We start from the raw sequence: 17,877 nt of genomic DNA, 5'->3' as shown, positions 1-17,877 counted from the left end.
CGTTGATTTGTTTTGAACAAATCAACGTTTTTTTTATTAAGCAATCACGTGTAAAATAGAATGTAAAGATTACAGATAATTTGGAGGCCAAATAAAATGTACCAACAGTTAGTTACACATAATGGTAAGTTTCATGCAGATGATGTTTTTGCTAGTGTCGTTTTGACACGTTTATTTCCAGAATTGCCACTTGTGCGTACGCGTGAAGAACAGGTAACAACCGATGAACATAATTTTGTCTATGACGTGGGTGGTGGAGAGTTTGATCATCATGGCATTGATGACCAAAGAAAACATGAAAATGGCGTGCCCATGGCAGCCTTTGGTTTGATTTGGCAATCATTTGCTGAACAATATTTAGAGAAGATTGTTCCGGATATGGGTTCTGACATGATTGCTAATACTAAAAAGCATGTTGAGAAGAGTTTCATTATTGGTGTTGATGCATTGGATAATGGTGTTTCAGAGTATCAAAGTCCATCATTTACAATTTCAGATGCAATTAATGATTTTTATGACGAAGATAACGAAATGGTAAGCTTTAAAAAAGCAGTTGCTTTTGCAAAGGGAATTCTAGAAAACCGGGTGCAAAAAACAGTTGCCAAGTTAATTGCCGAAAAGGAAGTTATTGAAAATGCAACATTTATAACTGATGAATTATTGTTGTTACCTGTATCTGGACCATGGAAAGATTATGCAGAACAATTTGATAATTTACGTTTTGTTGTCATGCCCAGAAAAGATGGTAATTGGATGATTCAGGGAGTTCCTGTGAGTCATGGTAGCTTTGAGGTAAAGCAACCTATTCCACAGATTGAGAAACCATGGATTACATTTATACATCGTACTGGATTTATGGGAGTTGTGGATACTAAAGAGCATGCATTAGAGTTAGCAATGATGCTAATTGACGGCAATTGTAATTAAAAGAATATTCATTAATTTAAAGTCAATAACTTTTTAGACCACTTTGTCTGTTATACTAACTATAGTAAAAAATCGAGGAGGCTAAATATGAAAATTAGTACAATGCCAACAGAGTTTAGGGATGCGTTACCAATTTTGGAAACAATCGAAGCTGCTGGGTATGAAGCATATTTTGTCGGTGGATCGGTAAGAGATACATTATTAAATAAGCCAATTCATGATGTTGATATTGCAACTTCGGCCTATCCTGAAGAAATTAAAAAAATTTTTAAACGAACTGTTGATACTGGAATTGAACACGGTACAGTGATGATTTTAGACCATGGTACCGGGTATGAAACGACAACGTTTAGAACAGAATCAACGTACACGGATTTTCGACGCCCAGATGAGGTAACTTTTGTACGCTCGTTATCTGAAGATTTGAAGCGACGTGATTTTACAGTTAATGTGTTAGCTCTAACTAAATCGGGTGAAATCATTGATTTATTTGGTGGTGTTGATGATCTGAATAATAAAGTATTACGGGCGGTTGGTAAGGCAGAGGAACGCTTCCATGAAGATGCGCTACGGATGATGCGTGCTGTTCGTTTTGCGGCACAATTAGATTTTAAGATTGATGAAGATACACGGGCTGCGATATCTGATAATGCACCCTTATTAGCTAATATTGCCGTTGAACGTATTAATGTTGAGTTTACGAAGTTAATGCAAGGTAGTGCGGCAAGTTATGGTATGGTTGAACTTATTAAAAGTGGTTTGAATAATTACATGCCAATGTTAGTTAACGGTGAACGCGATTTGGCTGCGTTGGCACTATTATTGCAAGTGGCTCAACCCAAAACTGACAATGAAGCTTGGACGCTGTTAGCTTTTGAATTAGGATTCAATCCAAAAGCAGCAGGTGATTTTTTGAAAGCTTGGAAGCAACCTAATGATATGGTACAGGTTGCTAAAGCAGCTGTAACATTAATGAATAAACTAAGAGCTAGTGATGTCGATGATTGGGAGTTGTACCAAACTAAAAAAGCAATTACAACCACGCTGGCAGTGATTGAACTTAGTGAGTTGCACGCTGACGTTGATAAATTGTCTGCACGTTATCAGGCGCTACCGATTAAAGATAAAAAAGAATTAGCAATTAATGGTGGTGAATTAGTCAAAGAATTACATTTGGCTCCAGGACCTCTATTTGGTAAAATTCTGTCTCATTTAGAGTATCAAGTTGTAATGGGTCAAGTACCTAATGAAAAAGAGATGCTATTAAAGGCAGCTATTGAATATGCACAGAAAGAGAAGAATTAAGTTACAATGAAGCAATTACGGGCAGTAGACCTGCATAGTGTTTATGGTGAAAAAACGTTACTTGATAAAGTGTCATTTTTAATTGAGACGGGTGATCGTGTTGGAATTGTTGGGGTTAATGGTACCGGTAAAACGACGTTGCTTAATGCTGTTTCACAAATTGTTCCAGCCGATGGTGGAACAATTGAGACACCTAATGATTACACGATTGGATACCTACAACAAGATCCCGATTTAGATGAAGATAAAAAAGTATTGGATGCTATTTTTAGTGGTGCCCAACCAGTTTTTCAATTAATCCGGGACTATCAAGCCGCTTTGGCAGCTTATTCTGAAAATCCAACTGATGATAAATTATTGTCACGTTATACAAAACTAGAACAACAGATGACACAACAAGATGCATGGTTGGCCGAATCTGAAGTGAAAAATATCTTGTCACAACTACATTTGCCTAATTTAGACTTGCCAATTGCTGCATTATCTGGTGGTCAGCGCAAGCGTGTTGGTTTGGCACAAGTGTTGATCCAAGCACCAGATTTATTGTTGTTAGATGAGCCAACTAATCATTTAGATTTTGATTCAATCGCCTGGTTAGAGAAATATCTTGCCAGTTATAAGGGTGCTGTTATGACGGTAACTCATGATCGTTATTTCTTAGATAGTGTTACAAATCGTATTTTTGAATTATCATTTGGTAAATTATATGAATACCATGGTAATTATGAAAAATATGTTACTGCTAAGGCAGAACGTGTTGCATCTGAAGCCGTTGCAGAACACAAGTCAGCTCAGTTGTATAAAAAAGAATTAGCGTGGATGCATGCTGGTGCTAAAGCTCGCTCAACAAAACAAAAGGCTCGCGAAAATGCGTTTGCTGATTTGGAAGCAAAACAAGGGACGCGCCAGGTTGAGGGTGAAGTTGCTGTTAATTTGGGACAGACACGTTTGGGTAAAAAAGTTATCAATATTCAAAATGCTAGTTTGGCCTTTGATAAGCTGACTATTTTAGATGATTTCAGTGAATTAGTTCAAGGAAATGAACGAATTGGGATTACTGGACCAAATGGTTCTGGTAAGTCAACTTTGTTAAATGTAATTGCTGGTCAACAACCATTAGATAGTGGTGTTGTTGAGATTGGTGAAACCGTTAAAATGGCTTATTATACGCAAATTACAGAACCGATTCCGGAAGATAAACGAGTTATTGCATACTTGAGTGATGTGGCCGAAGAAGTGGTTGATCGCGATGGTAATCGTGTCTCAGCTGCTGAATTGTTGGAACAGTTTTTATTCCCACCATTTATGCATGGTACATTAATTCGACAATTATCAGGTGGTGAAAAGCGCCGGTTGTACTTATTAAAATTATTGATTCAGCAACCAAATGTTTTGCTATTGGATGAGCCAACTAATGATTTAGATATTGGTACGCTAACGGTCTTAGAGGATTATTTACAGTCATTTGCTGGGACGGTTATTACAGTTTCTCACGATCGTTATTTCTTGGATAAAGTGGCTGATAAACTTTGGATATTTAAGGGTGAAGGGGCTGTTACTAGTTACAATGGTCGTTTCAGTGATTACTTAGATGAATATGGTGCGCCAACACTCAATAAAAAAGAAGCAAAGGCTATTGATTCTCCACAAACAACGACGACTATATCGCCTGCACCAAAGAAGAAAAAGCTAACTTGGTCAGAGCAAAAAGAATGGGAAACCATTGAAGACGATATGGCAGCGTTGGAAACCAAAATTAGTGAAATTGAAACCGACATGACAACTCAGGGGGATGATTTTACGAAATTAGGCGATCTACAAAAAGAACTTGATAGTACAAATGAAGCATTAGAAGCTAAGATGTTACGTTGGGAAGAATTATCTGAACGTGTAGAAGGTGGTGCATAGTATATGGCTGAAAAAAATTTAATTTGGGCACAAACACTTGATGGTACGATTGCACTGAATGGACAAGTACCATGGCACCAAAAGGCTGATTTACATTTCTTTAAACAAGAAACGATTAATGAATTAGCGTTGATGGGACGTAATACGATGAAAAGTATGCATGGTCGACCATTGCCTGATCGATTAAATGTTGTTTTAACGCATGATGAGACGCTAACAGTCCCAGAGGGCTTTCAAAAAGTCTACTCAGTAGCAGAGGCAGAGAAGCTTGCAGATGAAAATGGACTAAAATTACAGGTTATCGGTGGAAAAGCGATTTATGACAGCTTTTTGGATATTGCTGATGCTTTATATGTGACCTATTTGCAAACTGATTTTACTGGGGATGTCAAAATGGCACCAGTTGACCAAACTGTCTGGCAAGCTGAAACCCTTGATAAGGGACCTGCAGATGATAGTAATGACTATGCTTGGCAACTGGTAAAGTACACACGTCTTTAAATGTGTTAAATTAATCTGTGACAAATTTAACTAATGGGCGTAAAATAGCCCTTGTAAAACATTTTGGCGATACGCTAAGGGGTGTTGAAATGAAGTATATTGTAGCGTTTTTTTGGACCTTTGTTTTAGGTGAGATTATTGGTTACATTGGTAGTGCTCTAGAAAGCACGACTTATAATGCAACGGCAACTTCTTTGTTTGCAGTTGTTATTGGAATGATTGGGACAATCGCTTATGTAGCGATTTCTAAGTCAGCTGCACCACATGCAGATAAATAAATTCATCTAACATTTTAATGTCAGGAGATCACTGTCGTCAGTGGTCTTTTTTATTTGTAATCGCTATAATTAAAATAAGTTAAAATAGATAAATCAATTGATAAAAAGGAGGCTATTATGGTACCACTACAAACCATGACGGCATTTAGTTTGTTGCGGAGCCCAATGACCCCTCAACAGTTGATAAAGACGGCACAAGAAAAAGGTTATCATGCTGTAGCGATGACTGATCAAAATGTTCTTTATGGTATGTATGATTTTTATCAAGCTGCCAAAAAGGCAAATATTAAACCAATTTTGGGATTAACGATTAATATAGTTGGTTTACAAAATTCACAAGAATATCCATTGGTTTTGATCGTTGCTAATCAAACGGGTTATCATAATCTTTTGGAAATTAGTAGTATGATTAACACCCAACAAGAAAAAATAACACTGGCTGATTTGCAAGATAAATTGACGGGATTGTATGTTATTTTACCAAGTGTTGGAGAACTTTCGGTTGTACTAGGTACTGAACCTGATCGTGCAATAACATTAGTTGAGCAGTTAACGAATGTCATTAATAAAGACAATGTATTTTTAGGCGTTTCAACGACAATGAGCCACGCAATGCAGCAAGCTATTAAAGAGATTGCGACGCAAACTGAGACACGAATTGTCGCTAATGATAGTGTGAATTACGCTAATGCATCTGATCAATTTGCAGCACAGGTTATGCAAAAATTAGGGCAGGGTGAAATTATTTCAAATATTAGCTTAGCGCAAAAACAACCAGCAACAGCTTATCTAAGGGATGAAGCTGATTGGATTTATGCGTATGAAAATGCTGACTTAGAACAAGCTATTGCAAATACAGACTGGATTGCAGAACATAGTGAATTTGAGTTAGAGCAATCGGCAGTGACAGTACCTAGCTTTGAAACACCACAACAGCAATCGTCTGCTGATTATTTAGCAACGCTAGCAAAAGACGGACTTAAAAATCGTTTGCATGACTTGGATATAGACCCAGCGCCGTATGAAGAGCGTCTAGATGAAGAGTTACAAATTATTAATGAACTTGGTTTTGCAGATTATTTTTTGATTGTTTGGGATGTTTTAAATTATGCACATAAGCATGCGATTCGTACGGGCCCAGGACGTGGTTCTGCTGCTGGTTCTTTGGTTGCATATGCATTATGGATTACAGATGTTGACCCAATTGCTTATGATTTATTGTTTGAGCGTTTTTTGAATCCTGAACGTCATCAAATGCCCGATATTGATATCGATATTCCAGATAATCGACGTGAAGAAATTTTGAGTTATTTACATGAACGTTATGGTCATGAACGGGTTGCACAAATTATAACGTTTTCAACAATGGCACAGCGTGCGGTTGTTCGTGATGTAGCACGTGTTTTTGGTTTAAATCCAAGTCAAATTGATAATTTAGCTAAGACATTGCCACGTGATACGGCTAATTTGAAAGCGTCTTATGATGCATCATTACCATTTCGCAATGCATTGATGGATCTGCCTGTAGATGGTGATTTATTGTATCAAACGGCTTTAAAACTTGAAGGATTACCTCGTAATGCATCGTTACATGCTGCGGGGGTCGTGTTATCTGCAGAACCATTGGTTAAACATATGCCTGTGCAATTAGGTGAAGATGGCCGGCTAGTGACACAGTTGCCTAAAGGCCCTGTGGAAGCTTTAGGTCTATTGAAGATGGATTTCCTAGCACTTTCAAATTTAAACATTTTAGATATTGCGATTCGAGAAATTCAAAAGACACCAGAAAATGCTAATTTTAAGATTTCGGCTGTGCCATTAGATGATGAAAAAACGTTAAAAATTTTCCAAAACGGCTTGACAAATGGTGTTTTCCAATTTGAATCAGGTGGTATGAAAAATATCTTACGACAAATGCGTCCGGATAGCTTTGAAGATATTGTTGCGGCTAATGCGCTGTTTAGACCAGGTCCAATGCAAAATATTTCTCATTTCGTAGCACGTAAGCATCATGAAGAGGCACAAGATGTCCCTGATCAAAGTATGGCGGATATTTTGGCACCAACATATGGCATTATTGTTTACCAAGAACAAGTGATGCGTGTTGCTGAAAAATTTGCAGGTTTTTCACTTGGCGAAGCTGATTTGTTACGTCGTGCGATGTCAAAAAAAGATCATGAAAAGATTGCTGCAATGAAATCAAAGTTTATTTCTGGTGCGGTTGCCTTAAAACATGATGAAAAAGTGGCGCAACAAGTGTTTAGTTATATCGAAACATTTGCTGAGTATGGATTTAACCGTTCTCATGCGGTGGCATATTCCAAACTTGCTTTTAAATTAGCATATATCAAAGCACATTTCCCGGCAGCGTTTTATAAAGCTGTTTTAAATGATGCGATTGCTGATCGTAAAAAAATCGGACGTTATATTTCAGAGGCGAAATTAAGGCAAGTGGTTATTTTACGACCAAACATAAATGATTCGTGGCAAGGTTATAGCACGAATAAACAAGGTGAATTACAAATGGGCCTAGCTTCGATTAGTGGGTTACGTCGTGATTTTCGTGAGGCGTTGCTACAAGAGCGCCAGGAAAATGGTCGCTTTAAAGACTTAGCAAATTTGATTGGTCGCTTACCAAGCAAATATAGGAACGTCACCCATTTAGAACCTTTGGTTTATGCAGGGGCATTAGATGATTTTGGTGTTAATCGGAAAACAATATTGGGGTCACTACAAGGATATATTGATGCTATCGGATTAGCAGGAGAGTCAATGTCGTTGTTTGAAACGTTAACGCCTAAAATGCGTGAAGTTGAAGAATTTCCATTAACAGAAAAGTTAGCCTATGAACATGATGTACTGGGGGTATATCTCAGTGGGCATCCGATTGAACCTTATTTAGCTGCAGTAGCACCACAGCAACGAACGGATATTGCTAATTTAACGGTGGGTATGAATAATGTAACAACCGTTATTTATATTCAAAATGTTAAAAAAATACGGACTAAAAAAGGTGATCCAATGGCGTTTGTGGACGGCATTGATTTGACTGGTAATTTGTCAATTACGATTTTCCCTGTACTATTTAAAAGAATTAGTAACTTATTAGTTAATGAAAAAGTATTAGTTGTAACTGGTAAAATTGAGCAACAGCGAGGTCGTGATGCGTTACAAATGATTGCGAACCAAATTGTTGACGGGGATGATTTACTCAAAACGAATGCGCAATTACAAACACAAAAACCTGTGGCGACTGGTCAATGGTACTTACGAATTATGACCGCAGCAGAAGATGCCGGTGCACTTCAAACCTTAGCCAATGTTTTTCAACAGCATCCAGGCGTTAACCCAGTATTGCTAGTTTTTGAGCGAGATAATCGTAAAATTGCTTTAAATGAGCGTAACTGGTTAGCTGATGACCAAAATACGGTGCAAGCAATTCAACGTGTTTTAGGTGAGAATAATGTGATTTTCAAACGTAATTCTTAAGAAATTATGAAAGAAATGAACAAAATACAATACAAACACCAATTAAATGGGTTAGAATAGATTAACTATTCTAATTGGTATATCAAGATACAATGCTGCGGGCACTCAATCCCAATCGGCGTGAATCTAAAAATAGAGGATGATTTTATGGCAGAAGCAAAACAGTTGACGGCACAAGAAGTGCACGATTTAGTGGCAAACTATATGAATGATGAGCATGTCAAAAAGGTTGATAAAGCTTATCAATTTGCTGCACACTTACACCAAGAACAGCGGCGCAAATCTGGTGAACCTTATATTGTTCACCCAGTTCAAGTAGCGGGTATTCTAGCAGAATTGCGCATGGATCCAGATACTGTCGTGGCTGGTTATTTGCATGATGTAGTAGAAGATACAACCGCAACATTGCAAGATGTTGAAGCGGCATTTGGTCACGATGTGGCTGTGATTGTTGATGGTGTTTCAAAATTATCAAAAATTAAATACAAATCATCGCGTGAACAATTAGCTGAAAATCACCGTAAATTATTGTTGGCGATGTCACATGATATTCGTGTGATTATTGTTAAGTTGGCTGACCGTTTGCACAATATGCGGACACTTTCTGCGTTACGTGAGGAGAAACAAAAGCGTATTGCTTCTGAAACACTAGAAATTTATGCACCATTGGCTGATCGTCTTGGAATTATGACGATTAAATGGGAATTAGAAGATATGTCGCTACGCTATCTGAACTTTGAAGCATATCATGACATTGCAAAGTCGATGAACTTACGACGACAGGAACGTTTAGAAATTGTTGACCAGGCCGTTGATGAGATTCAACACGCCATCACCGACTTGAATTTAAAGCATACTGAGGTTTATGGTCGTCCAAAGCACATTTATTCAATTTATCGTAAGATGGTGGATAAGAATAAGCGTTTCGAAGAAATTTACGATTTGTTGGCGATTCGAGTGTTAGTTGATACTATTCCAGAAACCTACGCCGTATTGGGTGCAATCCATGCTCGTTGGACACCGATGCCTGGTCGTTTTAAGGATTATATTGCTTTACCAAAGGCTAATGGGTATCAGTCATTACATACCTCAGTCATTGGCCCAGGTGGACGTCCTTTAGAAGTTCAGATTCGAACTTATCAAATGCACGAAATTGCTGAATTTGGAATTGCTGCTCACTGGGCATATAAAGAAGGTAATTTTGCTGGTGCTGATGTTCAAAATGCTGATCAACAAAAATTAAATGTTATTCAAGGTATTTTAGAATTACAAGACGATGCACAAGATGCTGATGACTTCATGGAATCAGTTAAAGGTGACTTATTTACCGATCGTATTTTTGTGTTTACGCCTAAGGGTGATGTTATTGAAATGCCAAAAACAGCTGGTCCACTAGATATGGCATATACAATTCACACTAATGTTGGAAATCATACGGTTGGTGCCAAAGTTAATGACCGGATGGTGCCTTTGGATTATCCAATTAAAACAGGTGATATTGTTGAAATTTTAACTTCACCAAATGCACAACCTAATCGTGATTGGCTATCGATGGTGTCAACACGTCGTGCACGTAACAAAATTAAACAATATTTCCGAAAGCAAGACCGTGCTGACAATGTTGAAGCCGGTAAAATGATGGTAGCGCATTTCTTGGAAGATGAAGGTTACGATGTTGAAGAATTAATGCAACCTGAAAATGAAGAACGCGCTGCTGAAAAAATGCATTATCAAGCGGTTGATGATATGTATGCCTCACTTGGATTTGGTGATATTAAACCGCAGGGTGTCGCTAATCGTTTTACTGAAGAAAAGCGTGCCGAAATAGAGACTGCTCGTCAAGAGGCAGAACAAAAGGCGATTTTAGAGCAACATCAAACGATTGAAAAGGCTGAAAAAAATAGTAAAGCAAAGAGCCATCGTGAAGATCGCATTGTAATCCAGGGTGTTGACAATATGCTAGTACGTTTGGGTCATTGCTGTACACCAGTACCTGGTGATGAAGTAGTTGGTTATGTAACTAAGGGACGTGGTGTCTCTGTTCATCGTTTGGGTTGTCCTAATCTTAAGGCAGCGACTGTCCAAGGAAATCGGTTGGTCGATGTAGCGTGGGAGAATCCTGAAGGCAATAATAAGACTGAATATGATGCCGATTTGCAAATTTCAGCAACGAATCGTAATAAGTTGCTAAATGATGTTATTCGCATGATTAACAATACAACGCGTTCACTTAACTTTGTTAACGGTCGCACTGATCATAATAACGATGTTCGTATTTCGGTCAGCATCGGGGTCAAAAATTTGGCGCAATTAGAGGCAATCATGGTTAATATTCGTGATGTTAGAGACGTTTATGAAGTAAAGCGAGCATTTAAGTAATGAAAGTAGTTCTACAACGAGTAAAGTCAGCTGATGTGACCATTGCCGAAAAGGTTGTTGGCAAAATTGGTGTTGGTTATGTATTGTTAGTTGCAATTAGTGATACCGATACTGAAGCTGAATTAGATTATCTAGTAAGAAAAATAACAAAATTAAGAGTATTTGAAGATTCTGTTGGCAAAATGAACCTGGCAATCGGGGATGTTGCAGGACAGATTTTATCAATTTCACAATTTACATTATATGCAGATACAAAAAAAGGGAATCGACCTAGTTTTACAAAGGCTGGGCAACCAGAATTTGCTAATAAAATGTATCAATTATTTAACGAAAAATTGCGTAGCACTGGTCTAACGGTTGCTACGGGAGAATTTGGGGCAGATATGCAAATTCAATTAATTAATGATGGTCCTGTTACAATTATCTTTGATACTGAAAATAAGTAATTCGATTTATATTGGTTATCAAATATTAGCTAAATTGTATAAAAAGTAGCAGTATTTGGTTTATATTTAAGGTACGTGTAAAGTATGCTGTGATATAATATTTTATATGTTAAGCGAACTACAATTGTGAAGGGAGTAGCATTATGGCAGAAAAGTTAATTCAATTGCGTGTTGAGGACAATGTCAAAGACAAGGCAGATGAAATTTTTAAGTCACAAGGTTTAACTACGCAAACAGCAATTAAGATTTTTTTGACACAAGTTGCAAATACCGGTGAATCACCTTTTAGCAATTTGTTTTCACGCAACTTATCAAAGTAAAAATAAATAAGATTCGGTTGGGCGTATGCTTCAAGTTCCTGGGTGGGTAACCAGTCAGGGGTTTGTTGTGTACGCCTTTTTTGGAGGATTTATGACATTATCATTATTAGGGCAGTTAATTATATTAATTATTGTGACGCTTATATTTGGGCAAATTAGTAAAAAATTAGGCTTGGCACAGGTAGTCGGTCAATTATTTGCAGGAATTATTATTGGCCCTGCATTATTAAATTGGGTGGTTACTGGTTCGGTAGTTGAATCGTTATCAGAAATTGGTGTGTTATTGCTGATGTTTACAGCAGGATTAGCGACTGATATGGGTCAGTTAAAACGACATTTAAAAGGCGCGTCATTAACAGCTATTTGGGGTGTTATTGTGCCATTAGTGTTGTTTTCGGTAGTTGCAGTAATTCTGGGCTATGCATTTCATATTGCTGTTTTTTGGGGTATTGTTTTTGCGGCAACTTCTATCTCAATTACAATCAGTGTCTTAAGTGAGTCAGAACAACTAGGCTCACAGGTTGGTGTGGTTGTATTAGGTGCAGCAGTATTAGATGACATTATTGCTTTGTTGTTGGTAGGTGGTTATGTATTACTATTTGGTGGTGAAGGACTAGGCGTTTCAACATTGTTACCGATTATTGTATTTTTGATTGGTGCTATATTAAATCGTATTACTAACGTAGAAAAAATTGAAAAAATAGCGAATGTCGTCGGAGATTGGACGTTGTATCCCATTTTCTTTGGATCAATTGGTCTTCATATATCGTTAACCGGATTAAAAGATAGTTGGTTGCTAATCATTGTATTAACAATATTAGCTGTCGGTACTAAATATTACGGTGCACAATGGGGAGCAAGACTGGCGGATTTGGACAAATCTTCTGCGCGAGCAGTTGGTGCAGGAATGATATCACGTGGTGAGATGGCTTTAGTAGTTGCTCAAATTGGTTTACAAGCAAATATTATTGCTGAGAATATTTTTGGAGATATGGTAATTGTTATTATCATGTCAACTATTATCGCACCTCTGTTATTACGACCATTATTAAAACATATTTAAACTAAAAGGCCGTTGGGACTTCTTCTTTTGTCCCAACGGCCTTTTAGTTTAATTTATTATTGATTATAGCGGATCGATGTCATAACGCTTCGTACGTAATTCATGTTTTTGTGCCTTAGTTGGCTTAAATAAGAATTCAAAGTATGCAGCACGCCAATCATCAAATGATGTTGCTAAGTTAACAATTTCTTCTGGTATTTCTGCTCTAGGAACACGGTCCAAATCAGGGTGGGCATCAAAATATTCTTGTAGCCAACTATCAATTTTTGCGTGACCAGCATTTTCGGCTTCAACGTTAAACCAGTTTGTAGGTTCAGCGTGAATTAATTGATCATCAACATCAAATAGTTCCATAGTACCGTGAACTTTGAAAGGACGAATTAATGTTACTTCAGGATTAAATTTCCAAACAAAGTTACCTGGAGCAGTTTCTTCGACATCCTCTAATTGTACAACAGCACCGGCCATGTTAGAGGGTAGTCCGGCTTGCTTCAATGCATATGATGTTACGACTAAATCACCACGGTGATCAGTACCAAATGGGTAAACAACACCAATTTTTGCGCCGACAAGGATATCAATTAGGACTTGTGGCTCCATACCAATTGCTTTCATAATAAAACTCACTTTCAACTTAATATAAACTATTCTAGCAGAAAAAAGACTCTTTTTAATAGATTATCGCATAGATTTTAGTTTACATATACCATATCTCATGTATATCTGTTAAGATAATTAGATATAGTGAACAAGATTACTGGCGCTATTAAGCTGGTTATAAGGACCTTTACCAGTGCCGTGGCATCGGACGACTTATAGAACAATGTGATGCAACTGACGTAAAAGGATGGAGAGAAAATGACACATAAACTTGGTGATGTGATTACAGCAAAAGTAACTGACGAGAATGATCGTTATTACTATGCACAAATTGATGGTGAAACTTATGAAATTGCTAAAGAAGAATTAGTGAAGCCTTTGAAAGTTGGCGGTTTAGTAACTGGTTTTGCTTATGAAAATGAAAAGCATCAATTACAAATAACAAAGCAATTACCTGAGGTTCGTCTTGGACATTTTGCTTGGGGAACAGTAACTGATATTCGACGTGATTTGGGTGTCTTTGTAGATATTGGGTTACCTAATAAGGACGTGGTTGTTTCATTGGATGAACTACCAACAATAAAGGAATTGTGGCCCCAACGTGGTGACAAGTTAATGATAACATTACGTGTAGATAAAAAAGACCGTTTATGGGGTGAGTTGGCAACTCCTGAAATATTGCAAGCAGTGCGTATCCCAGCTAAACCTGATATGCATAATAAGCAAGTTCAAGCAACGGCCTATCGTCTAAAAATGGTCGGAACAATGGTAATTACCTCTGATTATAACTTTGGTTTTATTCATCCTGATGAGCGTCAACGTGAACCACGTTTAGGTGAAGTATTGTCAGCACGAGTTATCGGTGTTCGTCCAGATGGTGTATTAAATCTATCATTACGACCACGTGCATATGAAGCTATCCCTGAGGATGCTCAGATGTTGTTAACGCTTCTTGAACGCTCAACAACACATAGTTTGCCATTTACTGATAAGTCAGATCCAAAAGCTATTAAAAAATATTTTGGTATGTCTAAGTCACAGTTTAAGCGAGCTGTTGGTCGTTTATATAAAGAACGTCGTATTATGCAAAATGAAACAGAAATTTATTTAGTGGAAAGTGAAGGCGAGTAATATGAAGCCCCAGGTAGGACCATTTGAAGATGAACTGGTCGACTACCTTCACTATTTGACGGTTGAACGTGGTTTGTCAATGAATACGAAGCATTCGTATCAACAAGATTTGGTTCAATTTTTCCAATATCTAATGGCCGAGCATTATACAAGTTTGCAAAAAGTTGATCGATTTACGATTATGACTTTTTTGGGTCAACTTGAACAAAAGGGTAAATCACGTAATACGGTTATTCGAATGGTATCGACTTTGCGTAAGTTCTTTGAGTTTTTACAGTTAAATAAGGTGATAAAAATTAATCCAATGGAGCAAGTTGACTCACCTAAAAAAGCGCAACATATTCCGGCAGTGTTAACTTTGGAAGAAGTTGAAAGTCTGTTACAGGTGCCAGATACTAATACACCTTTGGGGATGAGAAATCGCACTATTTTGGAAGTTATGTATGCAACGGGATTACGAGTTAGTGAATTAGTGAATTTAAAACTTGATAATTTGCATTTGGATTTAGGGTTGATTCAAACAATTGGAAAAGGTGATAAAGAACGGATTATTCCGATTGGTGATGTAGCTGCAAAGTGGTTAACACGCTACCTTAATGAAGCACGACCATTGTTAGGAAAACAGCAAGATTCACATGTGATATTTTTGAATGATCATGGTCATCAGTTAACACGTCAAGGTATTTGGAAATTAATTAAACAATGGGTTAAGCAAGCTGGTATTACCAAAGAGGTATCACCACACACATTGCGTCATTCGTTTGCAACGCATATTTTGGAAAATGGGGCTGATTTACGAATCGTCCAAGAGCTATTAGGACATGCTGATATTTCGACAACACAAATTTATACCCATATTTCTAATAAACGTTTAACTGAAGTTTATGAAAAAGCACATCCACGTGCATAAAGTAAATCTAATTGGAGGTTATGAATGCTAGTCATCGTACGTAAAGATCAATCAAAAATCGTGATGGGGTTATTATCGTATAGCCCGGATTTAGCAGATATTGCAGCTGTACAACGTGAGTATGATTGGTACCAGTCTGATGATAGTCGAGACATTTTATTGTGGCGTGATGAAGACACTCATCATTTTACAGCTTTATTAGGTGTGGCTCGTGCTTATAATTCTATTGTTATTCGTCACATTGTATTTAGTCCGGAAGTATTACATCGGCAAAAAAAGGTGTTAGGAAAACAAATTTATGAAGCACTTAAAGCGCAATACCCAGATAAAGTGGTGATGGGGTCTATAACAACACAAAAGTATGTGACGACATGGCAAAATGAGTCATGAATGAAAAATTAGCTTACCATATTGAAGATTTTGATGGACCGTTAGATTTATTGTTACATTTGATTAGAGTTAACGAAATGGATATTATGGATATTCCAATCGTTGAGATTACATCGCAATACTTAGACTTTTTACATCAGGCACAGGAACGCAATTTAGATGTTGCAGGTGAATTTTTAGTAATGGCAGCAACCCTTATGTCTATCAAAGCGAGATATTTGTTGCCTCAAAACGATGTATTTGAATATGATGAAGAATTGGCTGAATTTGTGACAGATACTGTTGACCCAAGAGATGAGTTGATGATGCAATTGCAGGAATATCAACGTTTCCAGCAAGCGGCAGGTGAGTTACGAAACCGTGAAGAAGAACGACAACTGCAGTTCTCACGAGCGCCTATGGCGTTGCCGGCTGATGTTAAAGGTGCACCACTACCTGATGGCCTAACGCTTGACGATTTACAGTTAGCGTTTAACAAATTAGTTAAGCGACGTTTTCATAAACAGGTGCAAACACGGTCTGTTCAAAATGATACTTGGTCAATACAAAAGCAGATGAATAAGCTGATGGATAAACTTGCGATTCAATCAGTCATTAGCTTTGAAGCATTATTTGAAGATGATGTGACTAAAGACGAAGTGGTGACTACTTTTATGGCAATGTTAGAATTAGTGGGCCATCAACATATTCAAGTTAAGCAAAATGAGTTATTTGCTAGCATCGATGTTATGCGTGGTGATAAACCATATGATCAAATGAATGGAGAAGGAGATCAAGCTAATGCAAAATAGCTTACAACAAATTGAAGGGTTATTATTTGTTGCAGGAGATGAAGGTGTTACCTTGGCTGAATTGTCCGCAGCAACTAATTTTTTGAAACCAGCAGTTTCAGGGCTATTGGATGATTTAGCGAATAAATATGCTGAGGATGACAGTTGTGCGCTTGAAATTTTAGTTACTGATGACCATTATCAATTAGTAACTAAATCAGCTGTATCCGAAACGATTCATCGTTACTTAACAGCACCATTAACGACAGCTTTGTCACAGGCTTCCTTGGAAGTCTTAGCAATTATTGCGTATAAGCAGCCAGTAACACGTGTTGAAGTTGATGAAATTCGTGGTGTTCATTCACAAGCAACTATTCAAAAGTTATTACTACGTGATTTGGTAACTAGTAAAGGGCGTGCAAATGAACCAGGACGACCAATCTTATACGGGACAACAGCATATTTCTTAAATTATTTTGGCTTAACGAATATTTCAGAATTACCACCGTTGGTTACTGCTGAAGCACTAGAAAATTTGCAAAATCAGCAAGATGTTGTGGTACCTTTGATACCCAATGAAAATGAACAATCTGCATTTGACGTGACGCTTACTGACTTAACTAAAGAATCAGAAAATAATGAGGAAAAATAATGGCAGAACGATTACAAAAAGTAATGGCCCAAGCCGGGGTAGCATCACGGCGTGCATCAGAAAAATTAATTACTGATGGGCAAGTGACCGTAAACGGTAAACTTGTAACGGAGTTAGGAACTAAAGTAGAACCTAGTGATCATATTGAAGTTAATGGGACACCAATTGATTCGAAAGAAAAGTTGGTTTATTTTTTGTTAGATAAGCCACGCGGTGTCGTAACAACTAATTCGGATGACAAGGGTCGTCAAACAGTTATGGATATCATTGATGAACCAGAACGTGTTTATCCAGTGGGACGTTTGGATTACGATACAACAGGAGCATTACTATTAACTAATGATGGTGAACTAGCTAATAAATTGATGCACCCTAAGTATCGTATTGATAAGGTGTACGTTGCTAAGGTGAAAGGTACACCTACTAATGAACAATTAGAACAATTACGTCATGGTGTAACCGTAAAGACAGTTCAAAATGGTCGTCACCATGTATTTAAGGCAGCGCCCGCACGTGCTGATATTTTATCAACGGATAAAAAGAAGCATACATCAATTGTACGTCTAACAATCCATGAAGGCCGTTATCACCAAGTTAAGGAGATGATGCGTACTATTGGTCACGAGGTGATTAAATTAACACGTGAACGTTATGGTATGTTGGATCTGGATGGATTGACGCCTGGTGAGTATCGTCCATTGACGCATGAAGAGGTACAACTCTTACAATCAGGTCGCCAATTCCGTAAGTCAGCTGGTCGATGGTAAAATATTGGTTAAGCGTCTATTGACTTTAAGTCATCGGAAAG

The 17,877-nt window shown here is 37.6% G+C and carries 17 protein-coding genes; 16 read left to right on the top strand and 1 reads right to left on the bottom strand.

Annotation, left to right across the window (positions count from 1 at the left end):
* The first annotated feature begins 96 nt into the window (after positions 1 to 96).
* From GA0061074_RS01525 to GA0061074_RS01480, 10 genes are all read left to right on the top strand, one after another.
* Positions 97 to 927, top strand: a complete 831-nt coding sequence (locus GA0061074_RS01525) for an MYG1 family protein (protein ID WP_092461342.1) — start codon at positions 97 to 99, stop codon at positions 925 to 927.
* A gap of 87 nt (positions 928 to 1,014) precedes the next feature.
* The gene (locus GA0061074_RS01520) at positions 1,015 to 2,232 is read left to right on the top strand and encodes a CCA tRNA nucleotidyltransferase (RefSeq protein WP_092461341.1); all 1,218 of its coding nucleotides are present in this window, start codon (positions 1,015 to 1,017) and stop codon (positions 2,230 to 2,232) included.
* A gap of 6 nt (positions 2,233 to 2,238) precedes the next feature.
* A complete protein-coding gene (locus GA0061074_RS01515; RefSeq protein WP_092461340.1) occupies positions 2,239 to 4,140 on the top strand; it encodes an ABC-F family ATP-binding cassette domain-containing protein in 1,902 nt (633 codons plus the stop codon).
* 3 nt (positions 4,141 to 4,143) lie between these two features.
* Positions 4,144 to 4,641 (top strand): dihydrofolate reductase, encoded by a 498-nt coding sequence (locus tag GA0061074_RS01510; protein ID WP_092461339.1) that lies wholly within the window; start codon positions 4,144 to 4,146, stop codon positions 4,639 to 4,641.
* Between the two features lie 89 nt (positions 4,642 to 4,730).
* The gene (locus GA0061074_RS01505; protein WP_092461338.1) at positions 4,731 to 4,919 is read left to right on the top strand and encodes a YjzD family protein; all 189 of its coding nucleotides are present in this window, start codon (positions 4,731 to 4,733) and stop codon (positions 4,917 to 4,919) included.
* 117 nt (positions 4,920 to 5,036) lie between these two features.
* A complete protein-coding gene (locus GA0061074_RS01500; RefSeq protein ID WP_092461337.1) occupies positions 5,037 to 8,408 on the top strand; it encodes a DNA polymerase III subunit alpha in 3,372 nt (1,123 codons plus the stop codon).
* A gap of 147 nt (positions 8,409 to 8,555) precedes the next feature.
* Complete coding sequence (locus GA0061074_RS01495; protein ID WP_092461336.1) at positions 8,556 to 10,787, top strand: RelA/SpoT family protein; 2,232 nt, start codon at positions 8,556 to 8,558, stop codon at positions 10,785 to 10,787.
* Complete coding sequence (gene dtd / locus GA0061074_RS01490; RefSeq protein ID WP_092461335.1) at positions 10,787 to 11,233, top strand: D-aminoacyl-tRNA deacylase; 447 nt, start codon at positions 10,787 to 10,789, stop codon at positions 11,231 to 11,233. Before GA0061074_RS01495 ends, dtd begins: the two co-directional genes overlap by 1 nt.
* 143 nt (positions 11,234 to 11,376) lie before the next feature.
* Positions 11,377 to 11,553, top strand: coding sequence for a type II toxin-antitoxin system RelB/DinJ family antitoxin (locus GA0061074_RS01485; RefSeq protein WP_002827374.1), 177 nt, complete (start codon positions 11,377 to 11,379; stop codon positions 11,551 to 11,553).
* A gap of 91 nt (positions 11,554 to 11,644) precedes the next feature.
* The gene (locus GA0061074_RS01480) at positions 11,645 to 12,616 is read left to right on the top strand and encodes a cation:proton antiporter (RefSeq protein ID WP_092461334.1); all 972 of its coding nucleotides are present in this window, start codon (positions 11,645 to 11,647) and stop codon (positions 12,614 to 12,616) included.
* A 63-nt stretch (positions 12,617 to 12,679) separates the two neighbouring features.
* On the opposite strand, the gene GA0061074_RS01475 is transcribed toward GA0061074_RS01480, so the two are convergent.
* Complete coding sequence (locus GA0061074_RS01475; protein WP_092461333.1) at positions 12,680 to 13,231, bottom strand: hypothetical protein; 552 nt, start codon at positions 13,229 to 13,231, stop codon at positions 12,680 to 12,682.
* A gap of 243 nt (positions 13,232 to 13,474) precedes the next feature.
* Between GA0061074_RS01475 and GA0061074_RS01470 the strand changes: the two genes are divergently transcribed.
* Genes GA0061074_RS01470 through GA0061074_RS01445 form a run of 6 tightly spaced genes read left to right on the top strand, consistent with a single transcriptional unit; the run spans position 13,475 to position 17,836 of the window.
* A complete protein-coding gene (locus GA0061074_RS01470) occupies positions 13,475 to 14,347 on the top strand; it encodes a CvfB family protein (protein ID WP_092461332.1) in 873 nt (290 codons plus the stop codon).
* A 1-nt stretch (position 14,348) separates the two neighbouring features.
* Positions 14,349 to 15,257 (top strand): site-specific tyrosine recombinase XerD, encoded by a 909-nt coding sequence (gene xerD / locus GA0061074_RS01465; RefSeq protein ID WP_092461331.1) that lies wholly within the window; start codon positions 14,349 to 14,351, stop codon positions 15,255 to 15,257.
* 24 nt (positions 15,258 to 15,281) lie between these two features.
* Positions 15,282 to 15,647, top strand: a complete 366-nt coding sequence (locus tag GA0061074_RS01460) for a reductase (RefSeq protein WP_092461330.1) — start codon at positions 15,282 to 15,284, stop codon at positions 15,645 to 15,647.
* Positions 15,644 to 16,438, top strand: a complete 795-nt coding sequence (locus GA0061074_RS01455) for a segregation and condensation protein A (RefSeq protein WP_092461329.1) — start codon at positions 15,644 to 15,646, stop codon at positions 16,436 to 16,438. Before GA0061074_RS01460 ends, GA0061074_RS01455 begins: the two co-directional genes overlap by 4 nt.
* Positions 16,428 to 17,069: an SMC-Scp complex subunit ScpB gene (gene scpB / locus GA0061074_RS01450; RefSeq protein ID WP_092461328.1), complete on the top strand. Its 642-nt coding sequence runs from the start codon at positions 16,428 to 16,430 to the stop codon at positions 17,067 to 17,069. Before GA0061074_RS01455 ends, scpB begins: the two co-directional genes overlap by 11 nt.
* Positions 17,069 to 17,836 carry a pseudouridine synthase gene (locus tag GA0061074_RS01445; protein ID WP_092461327.1) on the top strand — a complete coding sequence of 256 codons (768 nt, stop codon included), beginning with the start codon at positions 17,069 to 17,071 and terminating at the stop codon, positions 17,834 to 17,836. The genes scpB and GA0061074_RS01445 overlap by 1 nt, the downstream gene beginning before the upstream one ends.
* The last annotated feature ends 41 nt before the right edge of the window (positions 17,837 to 17,877 follow it).

Source organism: Weissella bombi (assembly GCF_900094835.1).
In the GTDB taxonomy this organism is placed as follows: Bacteria; Bacillota; Bacilli; order Lactobacillales; family Lactobacillaceae; genus Weissella; species Weissella bombi.
This window is presented reverse-complemented; position numbering and strand designations above follow the sequence as displayed.